Raw genomic sequence first — 19,112 nt, forward strand, 5'->3', positions numbered from 1 at the left:
TGACGTGTGGAGTCAACCGACGTCGATACAATTCTCGCGAATGCAAACGATCGCCATTGCGGACTCCGGGACACGGTGCCCGCTGGTCATGGACGTGTGGCTTTGAGGTATGCTGCCAAGTATCTTTTGGTCGTTCGGGGATCCTTGTCGAGGGCTCGATGCGTATACGAAACCCAGGACTTTCCCAGGTCGCTTTCGGGCTATTCGTGTCGGGGTCTGTGATTCGCTGGAGAGCCCTTTTTGCAGTGTCCAATTGGGGGAAGTCAACGTGTTGAAAATAAACATTCTGTTACGATTCGTTACAAAGCCAAAGTAAACTTTCTCGAAAGCCTCCTCGTCTACATGAGGGAATCGAGTCACGCGGTTTGCAATCGGTTACGCCTAAGTTGCCTGAATTGCTCCCTGGCTATGCTAGTTTGCCTGAACTCCGGAGAAAATATGCAACCCAACATTTTCCAATCGAAGACTGCAAAGATATTCTGCGCCGTGATCCTCGGCGTGAACCTGACCGGAGCTGCGATGCGTCCCGCAGTCGCACAGGCCCCTGCAGTTGCGCCACCGGCCGCAGCGGCGAACCGCTTTGTCGGCACCATCACATCTGTTGGACCCGGACTGCTCTCCGTCAAGACCGATGCCGGAGTGGAGCGTAAGGTCACCGCGCCAGAGGGGATCAAGATCCAGCGCATTGCACCCGGCGAAAAAGACCTGAGCAAGGCGGCTACGATCCAGTTCAGCGATTTGGCTGTAGGAGATCGAGTTCTGGTCCGCATCGCTCCTGAACCGGCCTCCGACCCGGTCACCGCAATTCTGATTGTTGCGATTCCGCAGGCGGATCTCGCTCAGAAGCAGCAGAGGGAGCGCGAGGACTGGGCGCGCAACGGTGTTGGCGGCCTGGTGAAGAGCGTGGACGCAGGCACAGGCGTCGTTGTCATTACGTCGGGTGCCGGACCGACGCAAAAGACGATCACGCTGCACACTACACCGGCAACGGTTCTTCGCAGATATGCTCCGGACTCGGTCAGTTTTGATCAGGCCAAACCTGCGCCAATCGAGACGATCCGGGTGGGAGATCAGTTGCGCGCCCGTGGCACCAAGAGTCCCGACGGACTGGAGGTGGCTGCAGCCGAGGTAGTTTCGGGCAGCTTCCGCAATATTTCCGGCGTCATCAGTTCCATCGACAAGTCAGCCATGACGGTCACGTTGAAGGACCTGGCTACCAAGCAGAACGTAATCGTCCATATCGGGGCGGACGCACAGATGCGGAAGATTCCCGAAACGATGGCAAAGATGCTGGCCAGCATGACGAATCCAGCAGCAGGCGATGCGAAGGGCGGCGCACCCAACGGAACACCGGCGGCAATGGCGAACCCACCATCGTCAGGAACGCCGACAACTCCGTCCGGCAGCGGCCAGCAGCGTCAGTCTTATCCGGGCGGCCAAGGTGCAGACACAGCGTCCGGGCGACGCGGCGGCGATCTGCAGCAGATGCTGAGTCGCGCGCCCGCAATTCATTTGGCCGACCTCCAGAAGGGCGATGCGATCATGCTCGTCTCAACGCAGGGCACGAGCGAGGTCACAGCAATCACATTGCTTTCCGGCGTCGAGCCGCTTCTGCAAGCTCCAGCCTCTACGCAGAACATGCTGCTCTCCAACTGGAACATGGGTTCCGGTGGAGCGGAAGCAGCTCAATAATTCATCTTGTCATCTTGCAACGCAATGCATGGGGGATTCGTGTACTCAAAACTGCCTATTTTGTTCTTAACCAGCCTGGTGCTCAGCGCGACAGCCGGGGCTATTGCTGAGACGCCTGAAACGCCTCAGGCGGCCCAGGCCACTACCGCCACAGCCGCCGCTGCGCAGGCGACGCTTCGCGGACGGGTCACCGATCCGTCGGGAGCGTTGATACCGGGCGCGCAGGTGACCGTCAGTAATCTGAAAGGGCAGACTGTGGCCACGGCGACCGCAGATGCTCAGGGCAACTTCGAAATTCATACGCTCCCTGCCGGAACGTACCGCGTGACCACGACCTTCGAAGGCTTCGCTCCCTTCGTCTCCGCGCCGATGGTGTTTACAGCTGGACAGGCCAAGCGCCTAGAAATCGCGATGGCGATCCAGACCGAGCAGCAGAATGTCGTCGTTACTGACGAAACACCCAGTGTGAGCACCGAAGCCGACAACAACGCCAACAGCCTGGTGATCAAGGGCAAGGATCTCGATGCTCTGTCAGACGATCCTGATGAATTATCCAACGAGCTCTCGGCGTTGGCCGGTCCTTCTGCTGGTCCGAACGGTGGACAGATCTACATTGACGGCTTCACCGGCGGACAATTGCCGCCGAAGTCTTCAATTCGTGAAATTCGGGTGAACCAGAACCCATACTCTGCCGAGTTTGACCGGCTCGGTTTTGGCCGCATCGAGATTCTCACCAAGCCGGGCACTGACAAGCTGCATGGCCAGGCGATGATTCAGGGCAACGACAGCAACTTCAACACCGGAAATCCTTTCGCGCAGAAAATACCTGGCTACTACAGCTACCAGTACAACGGCACGCTGAATGGCTCGCTGAACAAGAACACTTCGTTCTTCATCTCTGCGGAGCACCGCTCGATCAATAATGAGAATCCATATAACGTAGCCTGCGACGCCACAGGTGATTGCCCCGCAGATGGTGTGAGTGGAACGCTCTCGAATCCACACTCGCGTACCAACGTTTCGCCACGCATCGATCTGCAGATCGGGGCCAAGAACACCCTCACGCTGCGCTATCAGTATTTCCGCGACTCTGAGTCTGGCGACATCAGTTCCACTGAGCTACCGACGCTGGCTGTCAGCACCGAGACCAACGACAACAGTATCCAGCTCAGCGATACGCAGATCATCACCGACCGCATCGTGAACGAGACGCGTTTTCAATATGCTCGCAATATCACGACGACGACACCTGTCAGCAACAAGCCGACTCTCAACGTCTCTACCGGTTTCTCTGCCGGTGGTAACGCATCGCAGAATATCCGTGACCACTCCGATCGCTGGGAGTTCCAGAACCTGACCACCATGTCGCTGGGCAAGCATGCGGTGAAGTTCGGCACCCGGCTGCGCGACAATCGCGATGCCAACTACGCAGACTCTGGCTTCAACGGTACCTTCACCTTCAGCACGACGACCGATTTTCAGACTGCTGTCACGAATCCTGCAGCGGCTGCGGCCAAGCAGCTGACATACTCGACCAGCGGTGCCGGCGGGACGCAAAGTGCTTTAGCCAATGTCTTCGATGGAGCAGCGTTCATCCAGGATGATTGGAAGTTCAGTCCGCGATTGACGCTCTCCGGCGGCCTCCGCTGGGAGTCCCAGAATCATGTGGGCGACCACAGTGATTGGGCACCTCGTGTCTCGTTCGCATGGGCAGTCGACGGCGGCAAGAGCAAACAGGCCAAGACGGTGCTGCGCGGCGGATATGGCATATTCTACGACCGCCTCGGCGTGAACAATTTTCTTACGATTAACCGCTCGGACATTCTGGATCAGTTCACGATCTCCGACCCCTCTGGCGCGTGCTTTGCAGCGTTTGAAGACGGGACGGATACCAGCGTATGCGGTGCAGGAACGAGCGCAGCTCGCTCTACCTACGCGGTAGCGCCGAACTATCACTCGCCCTACACGCAGCAGTTTGGCGCCAGCGTGGAACGGCAGTTGACCAAGGCACAGACTGTGACCTTGACCTACCTACACTCGACCGGAGTGCATCAGCTTGTCGAAATCAATGCCAATTCGATTTTCGGCGCGACCGGTACTGGCAACGCCTACCAGTATCTGCCTGAAGGCGTGTTTAAGCAGAACCAACTCATATTGAACACGAATGCACGCTTCAGCCCAAACTTCAGCATCTTCGGTTTCTACACACTGAGCTTTGCCAACACAGACGGCGCAGGCGGTTCGCAGGCTTCCGACTCTAACAATCTCAGTCATGACTATGGCCGGGCCGCGTTTGTCTCACGCAACAGCCTTTTCCTAATCGGCAATTACTCTGGCCCGTGGGGTCTGCGCTTCAACCCGTTCCTGATTGCGCAGTCGGGCAAGCCCTTCAACATCGTGGACGCGAACGATAATAACGGCGACTCGTTCTTCAATGATCGTCCGCGCATCGCTCCGGTTTCAAACTGCACGGCTGACTCTACCATCTTCAAACTCACAAGCTATGGGTGCCTCGATACGGGCAAAATACCAACGACGGATGAAACCTATCTTCCTAACAACGCCGGAAACGGACCCGCAGCTGTGGCCGTGAATATTCGCATCAGCCGTACTTTTGGCGTAGGGCCTAAGTTGGTGAAGGCTGATCCAAACGCTAACCAGGGCGGTGGACCTCCGGGTGGCGGACCTCCGGGTGGACGCGGCGGTGGTCCGGGTGGTGGTGGCCCTGGCGGAGGCTTCGGTCCTGGTGGCTTCGGTGGTGGCGGCAGCGGGCGCGGTGGGCCGGGCGGTATGTTTGGTCCCACCAACACTGGCCGCAAGTACAACTTGAACTTCAGCGTGCAGGCGCTGAACCTCTTCAACAACATTGACTACGGCACCCCGATCGGAACAGTCATTCCCCCAGGCTTGCTCAATGGACAGAAGGATACGTTTGGCCAGTCGAAGAGCCTGCAGGGCGGCATCTTCTCGCAGGGCTCAGCGGCACGGCGCATCTTTTTGCAGGCTGTCTGGAGCTTCTAAGAGCTAGTTAGCCATAACAGCAAACGGCCCGGATTGCGAACGTAATTGGTCTCGCGATTCGTGCCGTTTCGCATTGGCGCCCGCAAGGATACAGAGCGCAGGCAAGACCGGCAAACGATAGCGCCCGACTGCCTGTGCTCCTCCCGAGATCAGCAGGAAATACAGAGCTATACCAACAAGTGTCAGGACCATCGTCCGATTCTCTTGCACATGACTTGCGCCACGGATGGCAAGAAAGTACAGCAGCACAAGCAACACATCCATGATGCCCATGGCCACGGCAATCATGGGATGCGCTGCAATCACTCGTTGCAAGGAAGAGAATATGCCCTCGTTCAGCATGCGATGCGGCATCACGCCATCTACGGGATAGGCGCCGAGCATCTGAAGCACCTCAGACGTGCCAGGTGTCAATGCGACGATACCCACACCCACAAGATGTGTCCTGAGATACAACATCGGATGGTCCATGAGGACCCGCTGCGCTTCCGCCTTCATGAAGCGTAATCTCTGGCTCTGGCTCCAGTTGCGCTGCTCTGGGTGGCGTGCAACATAACTCGCATCATCGGGATAGCCAAGCCGCTCTTGTTCCTGCTCGAGTGAACTTTGTCGCAGTTCAGCGGTCACTTCAGCCGACTGAAAGTAGTAGAGATTCTTCTCGACGATGCTGGAGAAGCCGCTGTATCCCGTCTCGACAAAGTTGCGAACCTGCCATGCGGCCAGAAGAGGAAAGGTGACCAACAGCAGCAGCGTTGGCTGCCATCGTAATCGCTTCTGCCGCCAGAAAACAACGATGAGACCAATCACCAATGGCAGCACGAGGTAGTAGCTGACTGGCCGCACATAAGTCGCAGCACTGAGCGCGACGCCGCACAACGCCAGGGCAGCGAGTCGTCCGGTACGCAGAAAGATAATGACTCTCTCGATGACAACAAGAAGCAGCAAAACAAACAGAGTCTCCGGCATCACGCGTACGCAGTAGAGGATCGAAAAAGGTTCCACAGCATAGAGCCAAGCTGCAAAAGTACCTGCGCGCGCGTCTGAAAAGACTAATGCCGCAATGCGCCTGACCAACAAGAGTGACAACACGGACAGCGCAATCTGCGCGATGATAACCAGCAGCACATTGTCGAAGAGCATGCCGCTCAGCATCGCAAAGACCGGATATCCAGGAGTGCGATCCATCTCCGGGACACCGGCTGTAGCGTAGCTTCCATGCAGCAGCAGGTTGCGTCCGGGCAGAAGATAGCTCAACGTATCGCCCTGTGTCATGACGGTGGTTCCAGTGAGCAGATAGGCTGCGATCATCAGTGACAATCGCAACAGCACAGCCACGGCCAGCGGCGCAATCATTCCATTTATTCGGAGCGATAGCAAGCACCTCATGCCTGCTCCCTGGGCATGAGCTTTTCATACAATGCTTCCCAATCGGCGGCCTTCGCATCCATCGAGAACAGCCGCACAATACGCTCGCGCGCATCCCTTCGCATCACACCGCGCTGCCACTCGTTCAACGCCATCACTTGCAGCATCGCCTCGGCTAGAACGCCACTGTTCCTGGGGGCTACGATGATGCCCGCTTCGCCAATCAATTCCCGAACGCCGCCTACATCGGTGGCAACGACGGTCTTCTCCATGGTCATGGCCTCACCAACAGCCAGGGGCATTCCTTCCCACTCCGATGAGAGCACGAAGCCGTCCGCAGCATCGAGCAAGTCGACAATGTCCCGACGCAAGCCCAGCCAAAGCACGCCTGCTGCGGTCACATCGATCACGCCGTCATCGCCGTCACCTGCAATCCAAAGCTGAGCATCTGCATGCGTATCGCGGACCTGCGCAAATGCCCGCAGCATGTTGGGATAGTCTTTCGCCGCAGCGAGACGTCCTACTGCAATCCAGATAAATGCGGGTCCCGCCTGCATGCGCAAGCGAACGGATTTGCGGCGCTTCTTATCTGGAGAGAAATATGTTGTATCGATGCCGTTCGTCAGCACCGACATCTTTCTCGCGGACACTGCGCCACCGCGCACAAACCTCTGCGCTGCCGCGTCGCTCACTGCTGTTACACCCTGAGCGTACGGCTCGGTTGCGCGGTAAAGAAGCATGCGGTGCCAGCCGCCTTCGTAGATGTTGTGGATGGTGTTCAGCACGATGCCTTTGCAGCCATAGGCCTTCAGCATACGAGCAAAGATATTGGCCGGAAAGGTGTGGCTATGGATCACGTCCGGGCGGAAGACTGTCAGGAAGCTCTTCGCGAAACGCAGGCCGCGCCAAATACCCATGGGTGTTTTGAGCAGGTTCAGTCGAACGACCGGCAGCTTCACCGGCCATTCTTCTTCGACATGCTTCAGAGACATGATTGCGACGGTATGACCGCGCGCTGCCATGCGTTCAGCGAGGTCGCTAACCTGTTTTTCCGCGCCGCCTATGCCAAGGCTCGTGAGTAGATAGAGGATTCGCACTGAGGGAAGGTCCGCTGCTTACGTTAGCACAATGCGGATGTGCAAATCATATCGTGCCGGCTTAGCTCGCTGCTCCCACGGCATAAACGCTTGTCTGCTTCCTGGAAAAGAAGAGCCGCTTCAACAACGTATCGACAGCGAAGAGGCCGGGTCCAAATACAAGAACCACTAGAGCCGCGAACCAGAACGTATAGGGATCCGCATTGTAGAATTTGCCTGGATCGTTGAAGATCTGCATCAGCGCATCCCTATCTGCAGTCCAATAGGCCACAGACATATTGACGAAAAGAACCAGCGATACAAGCCTGCTGCCAAGGCCAAGTGCGAAGAGGATGCCACCGACAAATTCAATCAGTGAGACGACTATGGCGGTGGTGTGTGGCATGGGCAGGCCCAGCGTGGTGAAGAAGTCGGTGACGCCGTCGAGACGGTGGAGTTTGCCCCAGCCGGACTGGGCAAACTGCCAGCCCCAGTAGAGACGAACGGCCAATAACAGCAGGCTTTGGCCACGGTCGAGCGTTCCCACGATGAACTCATTCAAGGTGGCTATACGTTGCATCATTTGGATACCTGTCTTTCGGTTTTATTCCGTGTGTTCTGGCTTGCAGATCCAGCCAAGTTCGGCCCAGTTGGCAAACCATTCCTGGACCAGCTGAATTCGGGTCGCGGTGGAAGAGCGCGATCCATTGAAGCCGGCTTCCAGCGCATTGCCCAGAGGCATTGCTTCTCGCAGTGCTTGGAGGGTTTGGTACTCGGCGCGCGAAAGACGCTTGTAGTAGAGCGAGTGATCGGCACGATGCACCGCAAGCCAGGTTGCGCGTTTGCGTAAGCGAAGAGGCTTCACCGGTACGGCTTCCTCGTGTGAGCGGGTGCCAGCCTCGCTCGATTCCCTTCTCTGACGCTGATGCATGTCCAGCACCAGATCATCCGCGGGATAGTCCAGAGCAAGCAGATGCACGTGCGGCTGCAATGTGAGCGTTGAATCTCCCCCGAGGGCAGATACCTCTGCAAGCGAGAGCGGCTCGAACGCAGCATCATCAAAAGCTTCGATGCAGGCCCACTCAACCCGGACAACATCGAGCGCAAGCCCAATGCGGGGCTCTGCGAATTTCGGATTTTGCTCCAGCCATGCGGCCAGCTTTGAACCCAGGTTGCGCAATGTAAAAGATCGGCTTGGATGAGCGCCTAGGTAGGCGTTAGCCAACGTCTCGAATCGCGCAGCTCCCACTACGGCACGAAGTCCCGGAAAGTCTTCAAGGAATGCGCTCTGCAGGCGAAACCAGTACTGGCGATTGTAGATTTCAAGCCGCTCGAATGCGGTGAGGCGATCGTTCGGACGGATGAACTCCCCGACGACATGCTGCATGGGAGCGCCGTTCCAACGGCCGGTCGTGTCGTGCGCCTGCATCTCCTCGTCGGAAGTCAAAGGCTGCATCACCGCAGCCGCCATGGTGCGCTGCAACTCTTCGAGACTCATCGATGCGGTCGTTAAGGCGCTCATTGAGCCACCGCCGCCAGCATCTCTTCCTGGACACGATCCTGCGCTGGCTGGAGATAGCGTTCCGCCTTGCGCGCCTCCGCCCAGACTTCGTCAAAGGCGGGGATCCTGTCATCCCATTCGAGCAGCGTGGGTGTCGATCCGCAGCGTTCGATGGCGCGAGCGTACAGGTCCCATACAGGCTCGATCACGGGATGATCGTGCGTGTCGAGGATGTACTTCTCGTACTTCGTGTGTCCTGCGATATGAATCTGCGCTACTCGCTCCGCAGGGATGGCGTTGACGTAATCGATTGGGGCGAAATTGTGGTTCACCGAGGAGACATAGATGTTGTTCACGTCGAGCAAAATGCCGCAATCAGCGCGCTCGACGACTTCATTCAGGAACTCCCACTCGGTCATCTCGGATGCGACAAACTCGGCGTAGCTGCTGACGTTTTCAACGGCTACAGGGATTTCAAGAAAGTCCTGCACTTCGCGGATTCGGGCAGCTGTCTTCTCAACCGCTTCCCACGTATACGGCAGCGGAAGCAGATCGTGCGAATAGCTGCCATCAATGCTTCCCCAGCAGAGATGATCGGAAAGCCAGGGAGTGTTGGTGCGTTTGACGAGGCGCTTCAGCTTGCGCAGATGCTCCTGGTCGGCTGGCTGCGCAGATCCGAAGTACATCGACACGCCGTGCTGGACCACCTTGTACTGCTCCATGATGCGGTCGAGCATATGCAGCGGACGCCCGCCATCGACCATGTAGTTTTCAGAGATGATTTCAAACCAGTCGACAGCCGGTTTGTGCGAAAAGATGTGGTCGTAGTGCGGAATGCGCAGACCGATACCGACTCCGTGATTCTGATATGCGTTGAATCGGTTCCCTGCCATGAGCGCCCCTTGCACAGATGAATTCTTATCTTAGTTCGAGAAGGCTACGGGGACGGCGGTTGAGCCCGTCCCCGTAACAACTCCATTCGCCGGAGTGGCGAAGTGTTACGTTAGACAGTCTTGGGTGGCTTGGAACCGTCGGTAGCGCAACCGCCCTTGCCCTTGCAGCTGTTCTTGCCCTTGCAGCCATTGTCGCCTGTCTTGCAGCCGCCCTTGCCTTTGCAATCGTTTTTGCCTTTACAAGCATGCTTGTCTTTGTCGTCCATGCCAACCATGCGATAGCCGGCTGCCGATGCCTTCACCGAGGTGGTCTTGGAGCCGCTATTGTTCTGGACTGGCTGTGCAGCGGCCATCGTGCCACCGACCATACCGGTCAAAGCAGCGGTGAGCAGAAGTGCATTCATTGAGTTCTTCATGTTGATTCCTCACTTAGGTTGGTTGGCGGAAGGTTCCGCTGGTCGTTACTTGGCAGAAGCACTTGCTTTCTCGTGCATCCACAGGAAAGGTGTTTCGCCCCGTTGGAGTGAAGCCTGGGAGCAAAAGTTACAAGACGCAACCAAAAAATATGCGTCCGTGCGAAATGATCCAATTAGAAGCTCTTTTTTGTAAAACGATGTCAACTTTGATCGAGGATAGGGGAATGCGGTAGTCTTTGGCCTGTGATTGATACCGATTCACCTGCCGCTCTTACCACAGCCCGTCCTTCCACTGGTGTACGCATCGCTGGGGCAACTGGATTGGTTTTTGCCATACTTCAAAGCGCCTGCACGGCAGTTCTGGCGCTGAGCGGGGTTCGTGTTGCGATCGGCTTGACCGCCCTGGCTGCCGCGAGCGGAGTATACACCCCGGCGAGAGGGTTCCACCAGGACGCGATCCGGATCCCCATGCTCATCCTGGGCACGGTCGGCGCGGTGGTGAATCTGGCCATTTTGATTCGTGTGTGGAGACTCCGCGCCCGCGCCTCCGCAGGATGGCGTCGCCGCAGCATCAGCCCCCGCGAACGCCGCTCAGAACGGCTACAGCTCGCGCTCTCACTGCTGACCCTGATCCTGGTCGGCGCTGAAGTCACCACGCACTCGATGGTCCACCGGACCGGCCCCCCGCCAGTGCAGCAAACGCAAACTCGCTAAGCAGGCGGCGGTTCCTCGCGCAGCACGGCATCCAGCCGCTCATGCAGACGTTCGCTATACCCTGCAGGAATCTCGAAGACGCGCTCATCGGCAACAAGTACGACCACGTTGCGTGTCGAATCCATCACCGCGGAGCAGATCTCGCAGTGCTCCAGGTGGCGGTCAATCTCGGCGCGCAGAGCCTCGTCCACATCGCCGTCAATGTAGGCGGAGATGTGATCCCAGACGTGCTTGCAATCGATCTTCATCCGCGCCTCCCGAACAACCCCCGCCAACCCGATGCCTTTGGAGCAAAATCCTTCATGACTGAGACAAGCTCCTTCTGCAACATGGCCCGAGCTCGGTGCAGCCGCACCTTGACCGAGCCCTCCGTGATTTGCAGGAAATTCGCCGTCTCCTGCACATCCAGCTCATCGATATCGCGCAATTGAACTACATCCCGGTAGATCTGTGGGAGCTTCAGAATAGCCTGACACAGGCACTCCCGCAGTTCCTTGCGCTCCAGCGCTTCCAGCGGAACCTCTCGCCAGTCGGTCAGTAGCGCCGGCGTATAGTCGCCGCGATCTTCGTCCGTTGCAGCCTCCAGCGGCTCCTCCGGGCGAGTCTTCTGCTTTCGCAGAAAGGCCAGCCCTTCGTTGCGCGCGATCGACAGCACCCAGGTCGAGAACTTGGCATCCCCGCGAAAGCTGTGCAGGTTGCGGTAAACCTTGATAAACGCTTCCTGTGCCGCATCCTCCGCGTTGGACTCGTTCCGTAACATCGTGAACAGCATCACGTAGACGGCGCGCTCCACGGGGCGGATAAGGGAATGAAAGAGCTGCGTTTCTCCGGCCTGAATGCGGGCAATGGTCGCCATTACCGCGTCCGGCGAACCGTTTGGCCCAGCCCCTGCCGAAATTGCTCCCCTTGCGTTACCCGTCACTCGCAATGCCCCAGTCTTCATAGATGTGTAACATCGCTGAAGGGTTACAGCGCATGATTGCGCAGTATGGTATGAATACCCTGCAATTCTCCAACAGAAGACATAGCGAGAGAAATCATCATGTTTGAAGAGCCGCCCTCATTTACCCACACGCCGACGCAGCAGGTCCAGCCCCAGGTGCCTCCCGAGTTTCAGCAACACCTGCAGGAGGCGGAGAACTTCCGCGCCGCCTATGCCGCTGCTCCACAATCCGTAGTAACCATCACGCTGATTGCCATCAATCTGCTGATCTTTGTGCTCATGGTCATCAAGGGCGTGCCGTTCATGGAGCCGACGGCGGGTGATGTGTTGCCCTTCGGAGCGAACTTCGGCCCGTTCACCCTCAACGGCGAATGGTGGAGGCTCATCACCGGCTGCTTCCTTCACTTTGGCGTGATCCACATCGCCATGAACATGATCGTGCTGTACCAGGTGGGCATCTTTACGGAGAAACTCTACGGGAACGTGCGATATCTGGTGATGTACCTCCTGGCCGGTGTGGGCGGCAATCTAGCGGGATTGTACATCCACCCCAACACTGTCAGCGCCGGAGCCTCGGGAGCAGTCTTCGGCGTCTACGGAGCGCTGCTTGCCTACCTGGCTGTGCAGCGTGGCGTCGTTCCGAAGGCAAGCGCTATGTCAATCGCCAAGTCATCCGGCATCTTTCTGGCGATCAACATCGTCTATGGCCTCAGAAGCCCCAACACCGATATGACCGCGCATATTGGCGGCTTTGTAACTGGCTTCCTGGTGGGAGCGCTGCTGGCCCGTCCGATTTTCCCTTCCGGTCAGCGCATCTACCCTTTACGCACCGCAATCGTGATCCTCGTTGGCTGCGGACTTTCGGCACTTGCGCTACGTGCACTGGCCTCAGACAGCAGCCCGGACCGTCTCGCCTTCTATCAAGCGATATACGGGCCGAGTGTCAAAGTCGGCAGCGACAACAGCGTGTCGTACTCCGGTTCGGCCACCAGCCAGGATGCCGATGCTCTGGGCAAGGCATTGATCCAAGTTGGTTTCTTCCAGGGCAAGGGTGGCGAAGCCGTACTGACAAAGGGTAGCCACGGAGTCGATGTCTACATCATTGTGAAGGAAGGCGTCTGGAACGATCCCGAAGCAGCCCCAGTGCTGGACCGCATCGGACAAGTTGCCTTCAACGCCATCGGCGGCACTCCAGCCACGCTTCACCTGCTGAACGGAAAGCTCGAAGACAAGAAGGAACTGCACATCCGCTGACTTCGCGCATTAGAACAGCCGGCCAATCGAGATCAGCGCCTTTCTATGTCCAGCATCGCCGACGCTTCCGCCCAGCGTAATCACACCTAGCGGAGTATCGAGCGTCACGCCAGAGAAGATATCCTGGCGCAGGTATGCCCGACGCTCCGGTGTCCAGACTTCACCAGCCTCGTAAGCCGTAAAGAAATACAGCCCCTGCCCGAGCCCGGTGGGCAGCGAAGCCAGCCGGCGCAGGTAGCCGAGGCGAGCCAGGTAGTCATCTGTGGCTCGATATTCGTCGGTTGAAGAGGCTGAAAGACGGTACGGGCCTCCCAGGGTGAATCGAAGTGGATCGGCTACATTGCGGCGGAAGTAGCTGTTCGCCTCGAAGGTGGCGCCAAAGAGATTCTTCTCTCTCCAGGAAAATGACCTGGCCGCACGTGCCTGGAACAGCGGCGCCGTGTCGCTAGACACGGCATGGAACAGCGCGCCTGCGGTGATCTCCATCCGGAAGCCGCGCGGCGAAATCGTGCCTGACTCCGTACTGTCGTAGTAAGCATGCGCCACTGCCGTCTGAACGGTTCCGGAGAGATTGTCCCCAGCAACGTTGCCTGAGGTGAGATGCCAGCGAAGGAGCTGATTCCGGTATTCCAGCGAACTCTGGAAGTTGCGATTGAAGGTGCGTCCGATTTCCAGTCCACCGCCGGCCTGCTGCTCAAACCACTCCGAGGTGCGCTTCTGGTCAACCCACTCGTACACCGGCTGGCGCAGCAGACCGGCCTTCGGCTGCACGAACCATCCAGCGGGGGTAAGCAGCCGGTAATACTCCACGTTCGCCTGAGTCAGAAAACCCACGCGAAGGTCGGCACGAAGCTCGGAACCAAAGCCTCCCAGGTTCTGATCAATCAGCCTGAAATCGAAGCCGCTCCGAGTTACATTCGAGTTCGCCGCGGACAGGTCGCCGCCAATCAGCAGGAACGGGGGCCCATTCGACACCGGGTTCAACCGCACCAGCACACCTGTGTCAGGGGAATCAAGTGGATTGACGGTATGCTCTCCGGTAGTCTGGCCGGGCTTAGGTGTTGCATCGGAAAACGTCTCAAACGATGCTTCATAGCTTCCGTTCCCCTGTATGCGGCGGAGGTCCTTGGTGAGCGCTTGCGGATCAATCGGCTTCTGTTTGAGCGGCGCCAGGTCAATCGCCACTTCGCGCTCGGCGCCGTCTGAGCCGGCAGCTTCTCTCGCGGTCTCGACGTGCAGCGACTGCATCAGCCCCGGCTTGGGACGCATTCTCGCGTTTTTTGCCGCCACATAAGCTGCCCAGTCGGCGTCATTGAGGGCATACGGCACCAGCTTCGCCCGCTGAGCCTCGGCCGCCTTGTAACCCACGTCGATCAATTGCTGCGCCTTGCCATAGTCCATCGTCGTGAACTTCTCCGTACCCGGCAGCAGCAGAATGTCAGCCTGCTTGACACTCTCCTCCACATTGCGCTGCGTCCCTGCGCTGAAGGCTCGCGCAAACACTCCCACAACCGAACCGATATCCCCCTCTGAAAACGGCGTATCCGTGAGATGCACGGCGATCACCACCTGCGCCTGCAAGTCGCGCCGGATCACATCGACGGGCAGATTGTCCATGATCGCGCCATCTACGAGGTAGTGGTGGTGGTAATCGACTGGCGAGAAGACGCCGGGAATCGAGATCGAGGCGCGGACCGCCGAAGGCATCGGACCGCCACGGAAGACCAACGGCTTTAACTCATTGAGATCGGTCGCCACGCAGCGAAACGGGATCGGAAGCCGATCGAAATCAACGGTATGACTGTTGTACGAGGTGAACTGCTCGCGCAGAAAGGCGTCCAGCGCGCGATCTGTCAGCAGCGAATTGCGCAGGCTCAACCCGCCCTTCAACCCGAACTGGATCGCCTGCGGCAGATCGCGCCTGTCCTGCCTGCGCCTGTAGCTCACGTCTGTATACGGCACGCTCAAGGTGAACACGGTGTCGAGCGTCCTGCCCGTCGCAATCTCCTGAAGCTCCTGCACACTGTGCCCAGAGGCATACAATCCGCCAACGAGAGCACCCATACTCGTTCCAGTGATTCTGTCGACGGGGATGTGATTCTCCTCCATCCAGCGCAGCACGCCGACGTGTGCCAACCCCATCGCACCGCCGCCCTCCAGAACCAGCCCAATCACCGGCCGTCCAGTTACTGCAGGCAGATTCGCCGTAACAGCAGGCGCAGCGCTGAGGCTTGCTTCTGACGTATCGATGTTGTCCGTCGCACTTGCCCGGCCGCTCTTCGGCGGGACCAACTGTACCTTGAACTGGCCAAGGCCACCCTGGTCAACTCCACTCGGCTGCTGAGAAGGCGCCTCCACCTGCGGCTCTACCGGAGGTGTCTGATTCGGAGCACCGGACTGCGCCATGCCGACCGAAGCCGAGGCAATGAGCATTACAAGGATGACTGCAACATACGAAGGGACAGGGGGAGTGCGAAACGCTTGTTTCATGAATTGATTCGAATTCCTCTTCGATGGCTAATCGCAGCTGGTGCAGACCGCAGAGTCATACTGTAGCGGCAATCTGCCTATGGGGCACTCACTTCTGGAACATGCACGAACCCGGGCCGCCCCACACGAATGCTTCGTGAAAACTGTGGGTCTTTGTCTGCAGCCTGCGCCGCGGGATTGATGAACGCCCGCCGCTTGAGTTCATCAAAGCTCATTCGGCTCGCGCCGGCGGACTGCTGTCCAGCCAAATCCGTAGCCAGTTCGTCCTGATTGTAGAGCATCTCGTCAGCTTTCCCATTGAAGAGGATCCGCCAGTCCTTCGGTCTTCCCTTCATCGCCTGGAAAGTAAAGATCTCGGTCGTGCAGTTGCGCGTTACAGCGTTGTACCACTGCGGATGGTCGTGAAGCTGGTTGGTCATATTCGCGTAATCCAGTAGTAGCGACCGCGCAAACTCCGGCGTTGCCTCGGTATGAAAGAGATAGATGTCTTCGCCGTGACGATAGTTCGTACGCAGCCGGACCACGTCACGCTCCTCGCTCACCACCGAGATCAGCGTGTACTGGCGAAAGAATCCGCGAATGCTGGAATAACTCTGTCCTGCCTGCTTGCGTGCCTCAATTGAAAACGAGATCGGCTCAGGCGCCGAACCATCCGGGCCTGGCTGCTGGGTAAAGCTCAGGATGGTGTGCGCGATCCACGGCGATCCCCAGTAGTCCATGAACAGGTCTACTCCTTCAATGCGGTTCAGATCGATCTGCCGGGTCTTCCACTCGCAGGTGTAGTCGAGTTCTGCGCGATAGTCACAGTTGCGGACGTTATGAAATGTGATCTGCGAACCCTGTATATCCGCGTAAGCCGTTTGTGCAACATCAGCCTGCCACTGCCCATCATTCGAAGCACGCAGCGTAAGCCACCAGACCAGCACCACCGCAAAGCATCCAACCGAGATGAGGATCCGCTTCAGCAGACCCCGCAATAAAACCATCGCGGTGATCCATGCTGCCAGATAAATTGCCGCAGCCACAGCACGCACCGAAGCGACCGGCAGATCGAAGTACAGCGCAGAGACCGCCCACGCCGCGAGCAGGAGCATGAGCAGATAACCTAGCGCAATTCCAATCCAACCCGTCAACGTGCACAACTTACTCCGCCGCAATGCCATACTTCTCCATTCGATAAATGAGCGTTCGCCGGCTGATGTCGAGATACTTCGCGGCATGCGTCTGGTTGCCTTCGAAGCGTTCCAGCGCGCGCAGAATCAGCTCGCGCTCAATCCCCTCAAGGCTGATTCCGCCCTCCGGCAGTTCCACGCGAAACGTTGTGGCCTCCGCGGGTACACGGCGAATCTCTTCCGGCAGATCGGCCTCGGTCACCACCGGCTGAGCACTCAAAACCAGCAGCCGCTCCAGCACGTTTTCAAGCTCACGCACGTTGCCCGGCCAGCGATATCCCGTGAGATGCGGCATGACTGTCGGAGCCAACTGCGCGTCCTCGATTCCGTGCCGCTCCTTAGCCTTGCGAAACAGATGCTCGACGAGCTCTGGAATATCCTCGCGGCGCTCGCGCAGCGGCGGCAGGAACAGCGGCACGACGGCCAGGCGATAATACAAATCCTCGCGGAATGTTCCGTCTTCGATCATGGCTGTCAGATCACGATGCGTTGCTGCGACTACGCGCACATTCACATGCGTCGTTTCGCCCGCGCCAATCTTCGAAATCTCACCCTGCTGCAACACGCGCAGCAGCTTCACCTGCGCCTCCAGCGGCAGCTCACCAATCTCATCCAGAAAGAGCGTCCCGCCATCGGCCATTTCGATCTTGCCGGGGCGCGACTGCACTGCACCGGTAAACGCTCCACGCGCATAGCCGAACAACTCCGCTTCAACAAGATCCCTGGGGATCGCCCCGCAGTTGATGGTCACGAATGGCTTGCTCTTGCGCAGGCTGTTTTGATGAATGGCCCGCGCCAGCTGCTCCTTACCAGTCCCCGTCTCGCCACGAATCAGCACCGTCGTATCACGCGAAGCAACTCGTGCTGCCTGATCCAGCACACGAAGAAAATTCTTCGCTCGTCCTATGATCCCTTCGAATCCATATCGCTGATCGAGCACCGAACGCAGATTGCGTACTTCTTCAAGCAGACTCTGGCGCTCCATAGCGCGATGTACCGCCAGTACCAGCGCCTCGAAGTCCAGCGGCTTGGTCACATAGTCATACGCGCCCATCTTCATCGCCTGTACTGCCGTCTCCACCGAGCCGAAAGCAGTGATGATAATCAGCGTCGGAGGAACTTCTAATTCTTCCGAGATGCGCCGCAGCAATTCCAGCCCGGTCATCGGCATGTTGAGGTCAGTGATGATCAGGTGAGGCTTCGCGTCAGGCAATATCGCTAACGCCTCTGCACCGTCAGAAGCCAGCACGACGTCATACCCAGCCTCCTCCAACTGCATCTTCATGACAGAACGCAGGCTGCTGTCGTCATCCACAACGAGAATGCGATTGAGCTCCTTAGTGCCAAAGGCATTCATCGTGTCGCTATTCCTTTGCGCACAAGCCGCGGCCCATTCAGGGGCTGCTCCAGAGGAAGCTCCAGACGGAAGGTCGTGCCGCGACCAGCGTTGTTAGAGCACTTCAATTGGCCGCCATGCTGCTCCACGATATTGGCTGCAACTGCAAGGCCAAGCCCGGTACCACCTTCCTTGGTCGTAAAGAATGGATCGAAGATGCGATCCTCCATCCCCAACGGGACTCCCGTTCCCTCATCGCGCACGTCGATCGACAGAACGCCCCGATACACAAGGGCGCGAATCACGACCACAGCGCGGCTGCCACTCGCCTGCACGGCGTTAATGACAAGATTCAGCAGTACTTGTTTCAGTTGCTCCGCGTCGCACTCGATCTGCGGCAGACTCTCGCCCACCTCAAGTCTCAACTCCACCTGCTGCAGCGTTGCCGCGTGGCGGGCCAAAGCCGCAACAGAAGTCACAATGGCGCCTGCATCGACACGCTGGTAACGGGGCAGCCGCGGCCTGGCAAAGTCGAGGAAGTTCGTCAGCAGCTTGTTCAGCCGCTGCGACTCTTTTTCCAGAATCGTCAGGCACTCGACAGCGTTCTCGGCGGTTGCATTGCCGCGCTTCAGGATCCCTGCCGCTCCGGAGATGCTTGCCAGCGGATTGCGAATCTCATGCGCCAGGCTTGCCGCAAGCTCTCCAGCAGCTGAAAGACGCTCGGACTTCTTCATCTGTTCGATATTGTCTCGCAGCGCGACGTAGACCTCTTCAAGCTCGACCTTAGTCGTCTCCACGCGCTTCCTCTGCACCCGCTCGCGATCCGAAAGCACACCAGCAATAAGCCCTGCCGCCCCAAATATCACCAGTTCCACGAGCTGGTCCTGCGCGTCGAGAGGCATGGAGCTCCAGTGCCGGACGATGCTCGGCACATCCACCGCAGCGGCCAACAAGAGAGCATAGAGCGCACCGCGCCAGCCGAACAGCATGCCGGCGATCATCAGCGGTAAGAAGTTCAGATGATGCAGTACGTTGTGAACTTCCACCATCTCTGGTGGCACAAACCAGGTCACCACACCCAGCAGCACGATCATCGCCGCAATCCAAATCGTCTTGCTCAAATTGGTCGCAGCTTTATCCATGCCGCTTATATTGTTCCACACACCCGTCTTGGGCTGGCTAGTGTGCTCCGTCATCTGGTGCCTCCGGGTGAAGTCAAGAGGCTGAGCATCAGTAATC

The 19,112-nt window shown here is 58.1% G+C and carries 16 protein-coding genes; 4 read left to right on the forward strand and 12 right to left on the reverse strand.

Features of this window, described 5'->3' with window-relative positions:
• Nucleotides 1–438 precede the first annotated feature (438 nt).
• Complete coding sequence (locus AC5S27_RS12950) at nt 439–1,692, forward strand: hypothetical protein (protein WP_493934973.1); 1,254 nt, start codon at nt 439–441, stop codon at nt 1,690–1,692.
• 39 nt (nt 1,693–1,731) lie between these two features.
• Nucleotides 1,732–4,713, forward strand: coding sequence for a TonB-dependent receptor (locus tag AC5S27_RS12955; protein ID WP_493934974.1), 2,982 nt, complete (start codon nt 1,732–1,734; stop codon nt 4,711–4,713).
• 3 nt (nt 4,714–4,716) lie between these two features.
• On the opposite strand, the gene AC5S27_RS12960 is transcribed toward AC5S27_RS12955, so the two are convergent.
• From AC5S27_RS12960 to AC5S27_RS12985, 6 genes are all read right to left on the reverse strand, one after another.
• A complete protein-coding gene (locus tag AC5S27_RS12960; RefSeq protein WP_493934975.1) occupies nt 4,717–6,066 on the reverse strand; it encodes a glycosyltransferase family 39 protein in 1,350 nt (449 codons plus the stop codon).
• Between the two features lie 29 nt (nt 6,067–6,095).
• A complete protein-coding gene (locus tag AC5S27_RS12965; protein ID WP_493934976.1) occupies nt 6,096–7,175 on the reverse strand; it encodes a glycosyltransferase in 1,080 nt (359 codons plus the stop codon).
• A gap of 61 nt (nt 7,176–7,236) precedes the next feature.
• A complete protein-coding gene (locus AC5S27_RS12970) occupies nt 7,237–7,737 on the reverse strand; it encodes a DoxX family protein (RefSeq protein ID WP_493934977.1) in 501 nt (166 codons plus the stop codon).
• A gap of 21 nt (nt 7,738–7,758) precedes the next feature.
• Nucleotides 7,759–8,676 (reverse strand): HvfC/BufC family peptide modification chaperone, encoded by a 918-nt coding sequence (locus AC5S27_RS12975; protein ID WP_493934978.1) that lies wholly within the window; start codon nt 8,674–8,676, stop codon nt 7,759–7,761.
• A complete protein-coding gene (bufB, locus tag AC5S27_RS12980; protein ID WP_493934979.1) occupies nt 8,673–9,548 on the reverse strand; it encodes an MNIO family bufferin maturase in 876 nt (291 codons plus the stop codon). The genes AC5S27_RS12975 and bufB overlap by 4 nt, the downstream gene beginning before the upstream one ends.
• 110 nt (nt 9,549–9,658) lie before the next feature.
• Nucleotides 9,659–9,964: a hypothetical protein gene (locus AC5S27_RS12985; protein ID WP_493934980.1), complete on the reverse strand. Its 306-nt coding sequence runs from the start codon at nt 9,962–9,964 to the stop codon at nt 9,659–9,661.
• A gap of 243 nt (nt 9,965–10,207) precedes the next feature.
• Between AC5S27_RS12985 and AC5S27_RS12990 the strand changes: the two genes are divergently transcribed.
• Nucleotides 10,208–10,678, forward strand: a complete 471-nt coding sequence (locus AC5S27_RS12990) for a hypothetical protein (protein ID WP_493934981.1) — start codon at nt 10,208–10,210, stop codon at nt 10,676–10,678.
• Here the strand turns inward: AC5S27_RS12990 and AC5S27_RS12995 are convergent.
• Both AC5S27_RS12995 and AC5S27_RS13000 read right to left on the reverse strand, forming a co-directional pair.
• Entirely contained in the window at nt 10,675–10,926 is a 252-nt protein-coding gene (locus AC5S27_RS12995) for an anti-sigma factor family protein (RefSeq protein ID WP_493934982.1), read from the reverse strand. The genes AC5S27_RS12990 and AC5S27_RS12995 overlap by 4 nt on opposite strands.
• Nucleotides 10,923–11,534 (reverse strand): RNA polymerase sigma factor, encoded by a 612-nt coding sequence (locus AC5S27_RS13000; protein ID WP_493934983.1) that lies wholly within the window; start codon nt 11,532–11,534, stop codon nt 10,923–10,925. The genes AC5S27_RS12995 and AC5S27_RS13000 overlap by 4 nt, the downstream gene beginning before the upstream one ends.
• 186 nt (nt 11,535–11,720) lie before the next feature.
• Between AC5S27_RS13000 and AC5S27_RS13005 the strand changes: the two genes are divergently transcribed.
• Nucleotides 11,721–12,875, forward strand: coding sequence for a rhomboid family intramembrane serine protease (locus AC5S27_RS13005; protein ID WP_493934984.1), 1,155 nt, complete (start codon nt 11,721–11,723; stop codon nt 12,873–12,875).
• Nucleotides 12,876–12,884: 9 nt separating this feature from the next.
• On the opposite strand, the gene AC5S27_RS13010 is transcribed toward AC5S27_RS13005, so the two are convergent.
• From AC5S27_RS13010 to AC5S27_RS13025, 4 genes are all read right to left on the reverse strand, one after another.
• Complete coding sequence (locus tag AC5S27_RS13010) at nt 12,885–15,365, reverse strand: patatin-like phospholipase family protein (RefSeq protein WP_493934985.1); 2,481 nt, start codon at nt 15,363–15,365, stop codon at nt 12,885–12,887.
• Between the two features lie 77 nt (nt 15,366–15,442).
• Entirely contained in the window at nt 15,443–16,498 is a 1,056-nt protein-coding gene (locus AC5S27_RS13015) for an Lnb N-terminal periplasmic domain-containing protein (RefSeq protein ID WP_493934986.1), read from the reverse strand.
• 10 nt (nt 16,499–16,508) lie between these two features.
• Entirely contained in the window at nt 16,509–17,894 is a 1,386-nt protein-coding gene (locus tag AC5S27_RS13020) for a sigma-54-dependent transcriptional regulator (RefSeq protein ID WP_493934987.1), read from the reverse strand.
• Nucleotides 17,891–19,069, reverse strand: coding sequence for a two-component system sensor histidine kinase NtrB (locus tag AC5S27_RS13025; protein WP_493934988.1), 1,179 nt, complete (start codon nt 19,067–19,069; stop codon nt 17,891–17,893). Before AC5S27_RS13025 ends, AC5S27_RS13020 begins: the two co-directional genes overlap by 4 nt.
• Between the last annotated feature and the right edge of the window lie 43 nt (nt 19,070–19,112).

It is taken from the genome of Acidicapsa borealis, assembly GCF_059115245.1.

What these genes read in the sequence shown, in the direction of transcription:
- bufB (WP_493934979.1), bottom strand. Translation starts at nt 9,548, where the DNA reads ATGGCAGGGAACCGATTCAACGCATATCAGAATCACGGAGTCGGTATC.
- AC5S27_RS13000 (WP_493934983.1), bottom strand. Translation starts at nt 11,534, where the DNA reads ATGGCGACCATTGCCCGCATTCAGGCCGGAGAAACGCAGCTCTTTCAT.
- AC5S27_RS12960 (WP_493934975.1), bottom strand. Translation starts at nt 6,066, where the DNA reads ATGATTGCGCCGCTGGCCGTGGCTGTGCTGTTGCGATTGTCACTGATG.
- AC5S27_RS12950 (WP_493934973.1), top strand. Translation starts at nt 439, where the DNA reads ATGCAACCCAACATTTTCCAATCGAAGACTGCAAAGATATTCTGCGCC.
- AC5S27_RS12970 (WP_493934977.1), bottom strand. Translation starts at nt 7,737, where the DNA reads ATGATGCAACGTATAGCCACCTTGAATGAGTTCATCGTGGGAACGCTC.
- AC5S27_RS13020 (WP_493934987.1), bottom strand. Translation starts at nt 17,894, where the DNA reads ATGAATGCCTTTGGCACTAAGGAGCTCAATCGCATTCTCGTTGTGGAT.
- AC5S27_RS12985 (WP_493934980.1), bottom strand. Translation starts at nt 9,964, where the DNA reads ATGAAGAACTCAATGAATGCACTTCTGCTCACCGCTGCTTTGACCGGT.
- AC5S27_RS12975 (WP_493934978.1), bottom strand. Translation starts at nt 8,676, where the DNA reads ATGAGCGCCTTAACGACCGCATCGATGAGTCTCGAAGAGTTGCAGCGC.
- AC5S27_RS13005 (WP_493934984.1), top strand. Translation starts at nt 11,721, where the DNA reads ATGTTTGAAGAGCCGCCCTCATTTACCCACACGCCGACGCAGCAGGTC.
- AC5S27_RS12995 (WP_493934982.1), bottom strand. Translation starts at nt 10,926, where the DNA reads ATGAAGATCGATTGCAAGCACGTCTGGGATCACATCTCCGCCTACATT.
- AC5S27_RS13025 (WP_493934988.1), bottom strand. Translation starts at nt 19,069, where the DNA reads ATGACGGAGCACACTAGCCAGCCCAAGACGGGTGTGTGGAACAATATA.
- AC5S27_RS13010 (WP_493934985.1), bottom strand. Translation starts at nt 15,365, where the DNA reads ATGAAACAAGCGTTTCGCACTCCCCCTGTCCCTTCGTATGTTGCAGTC.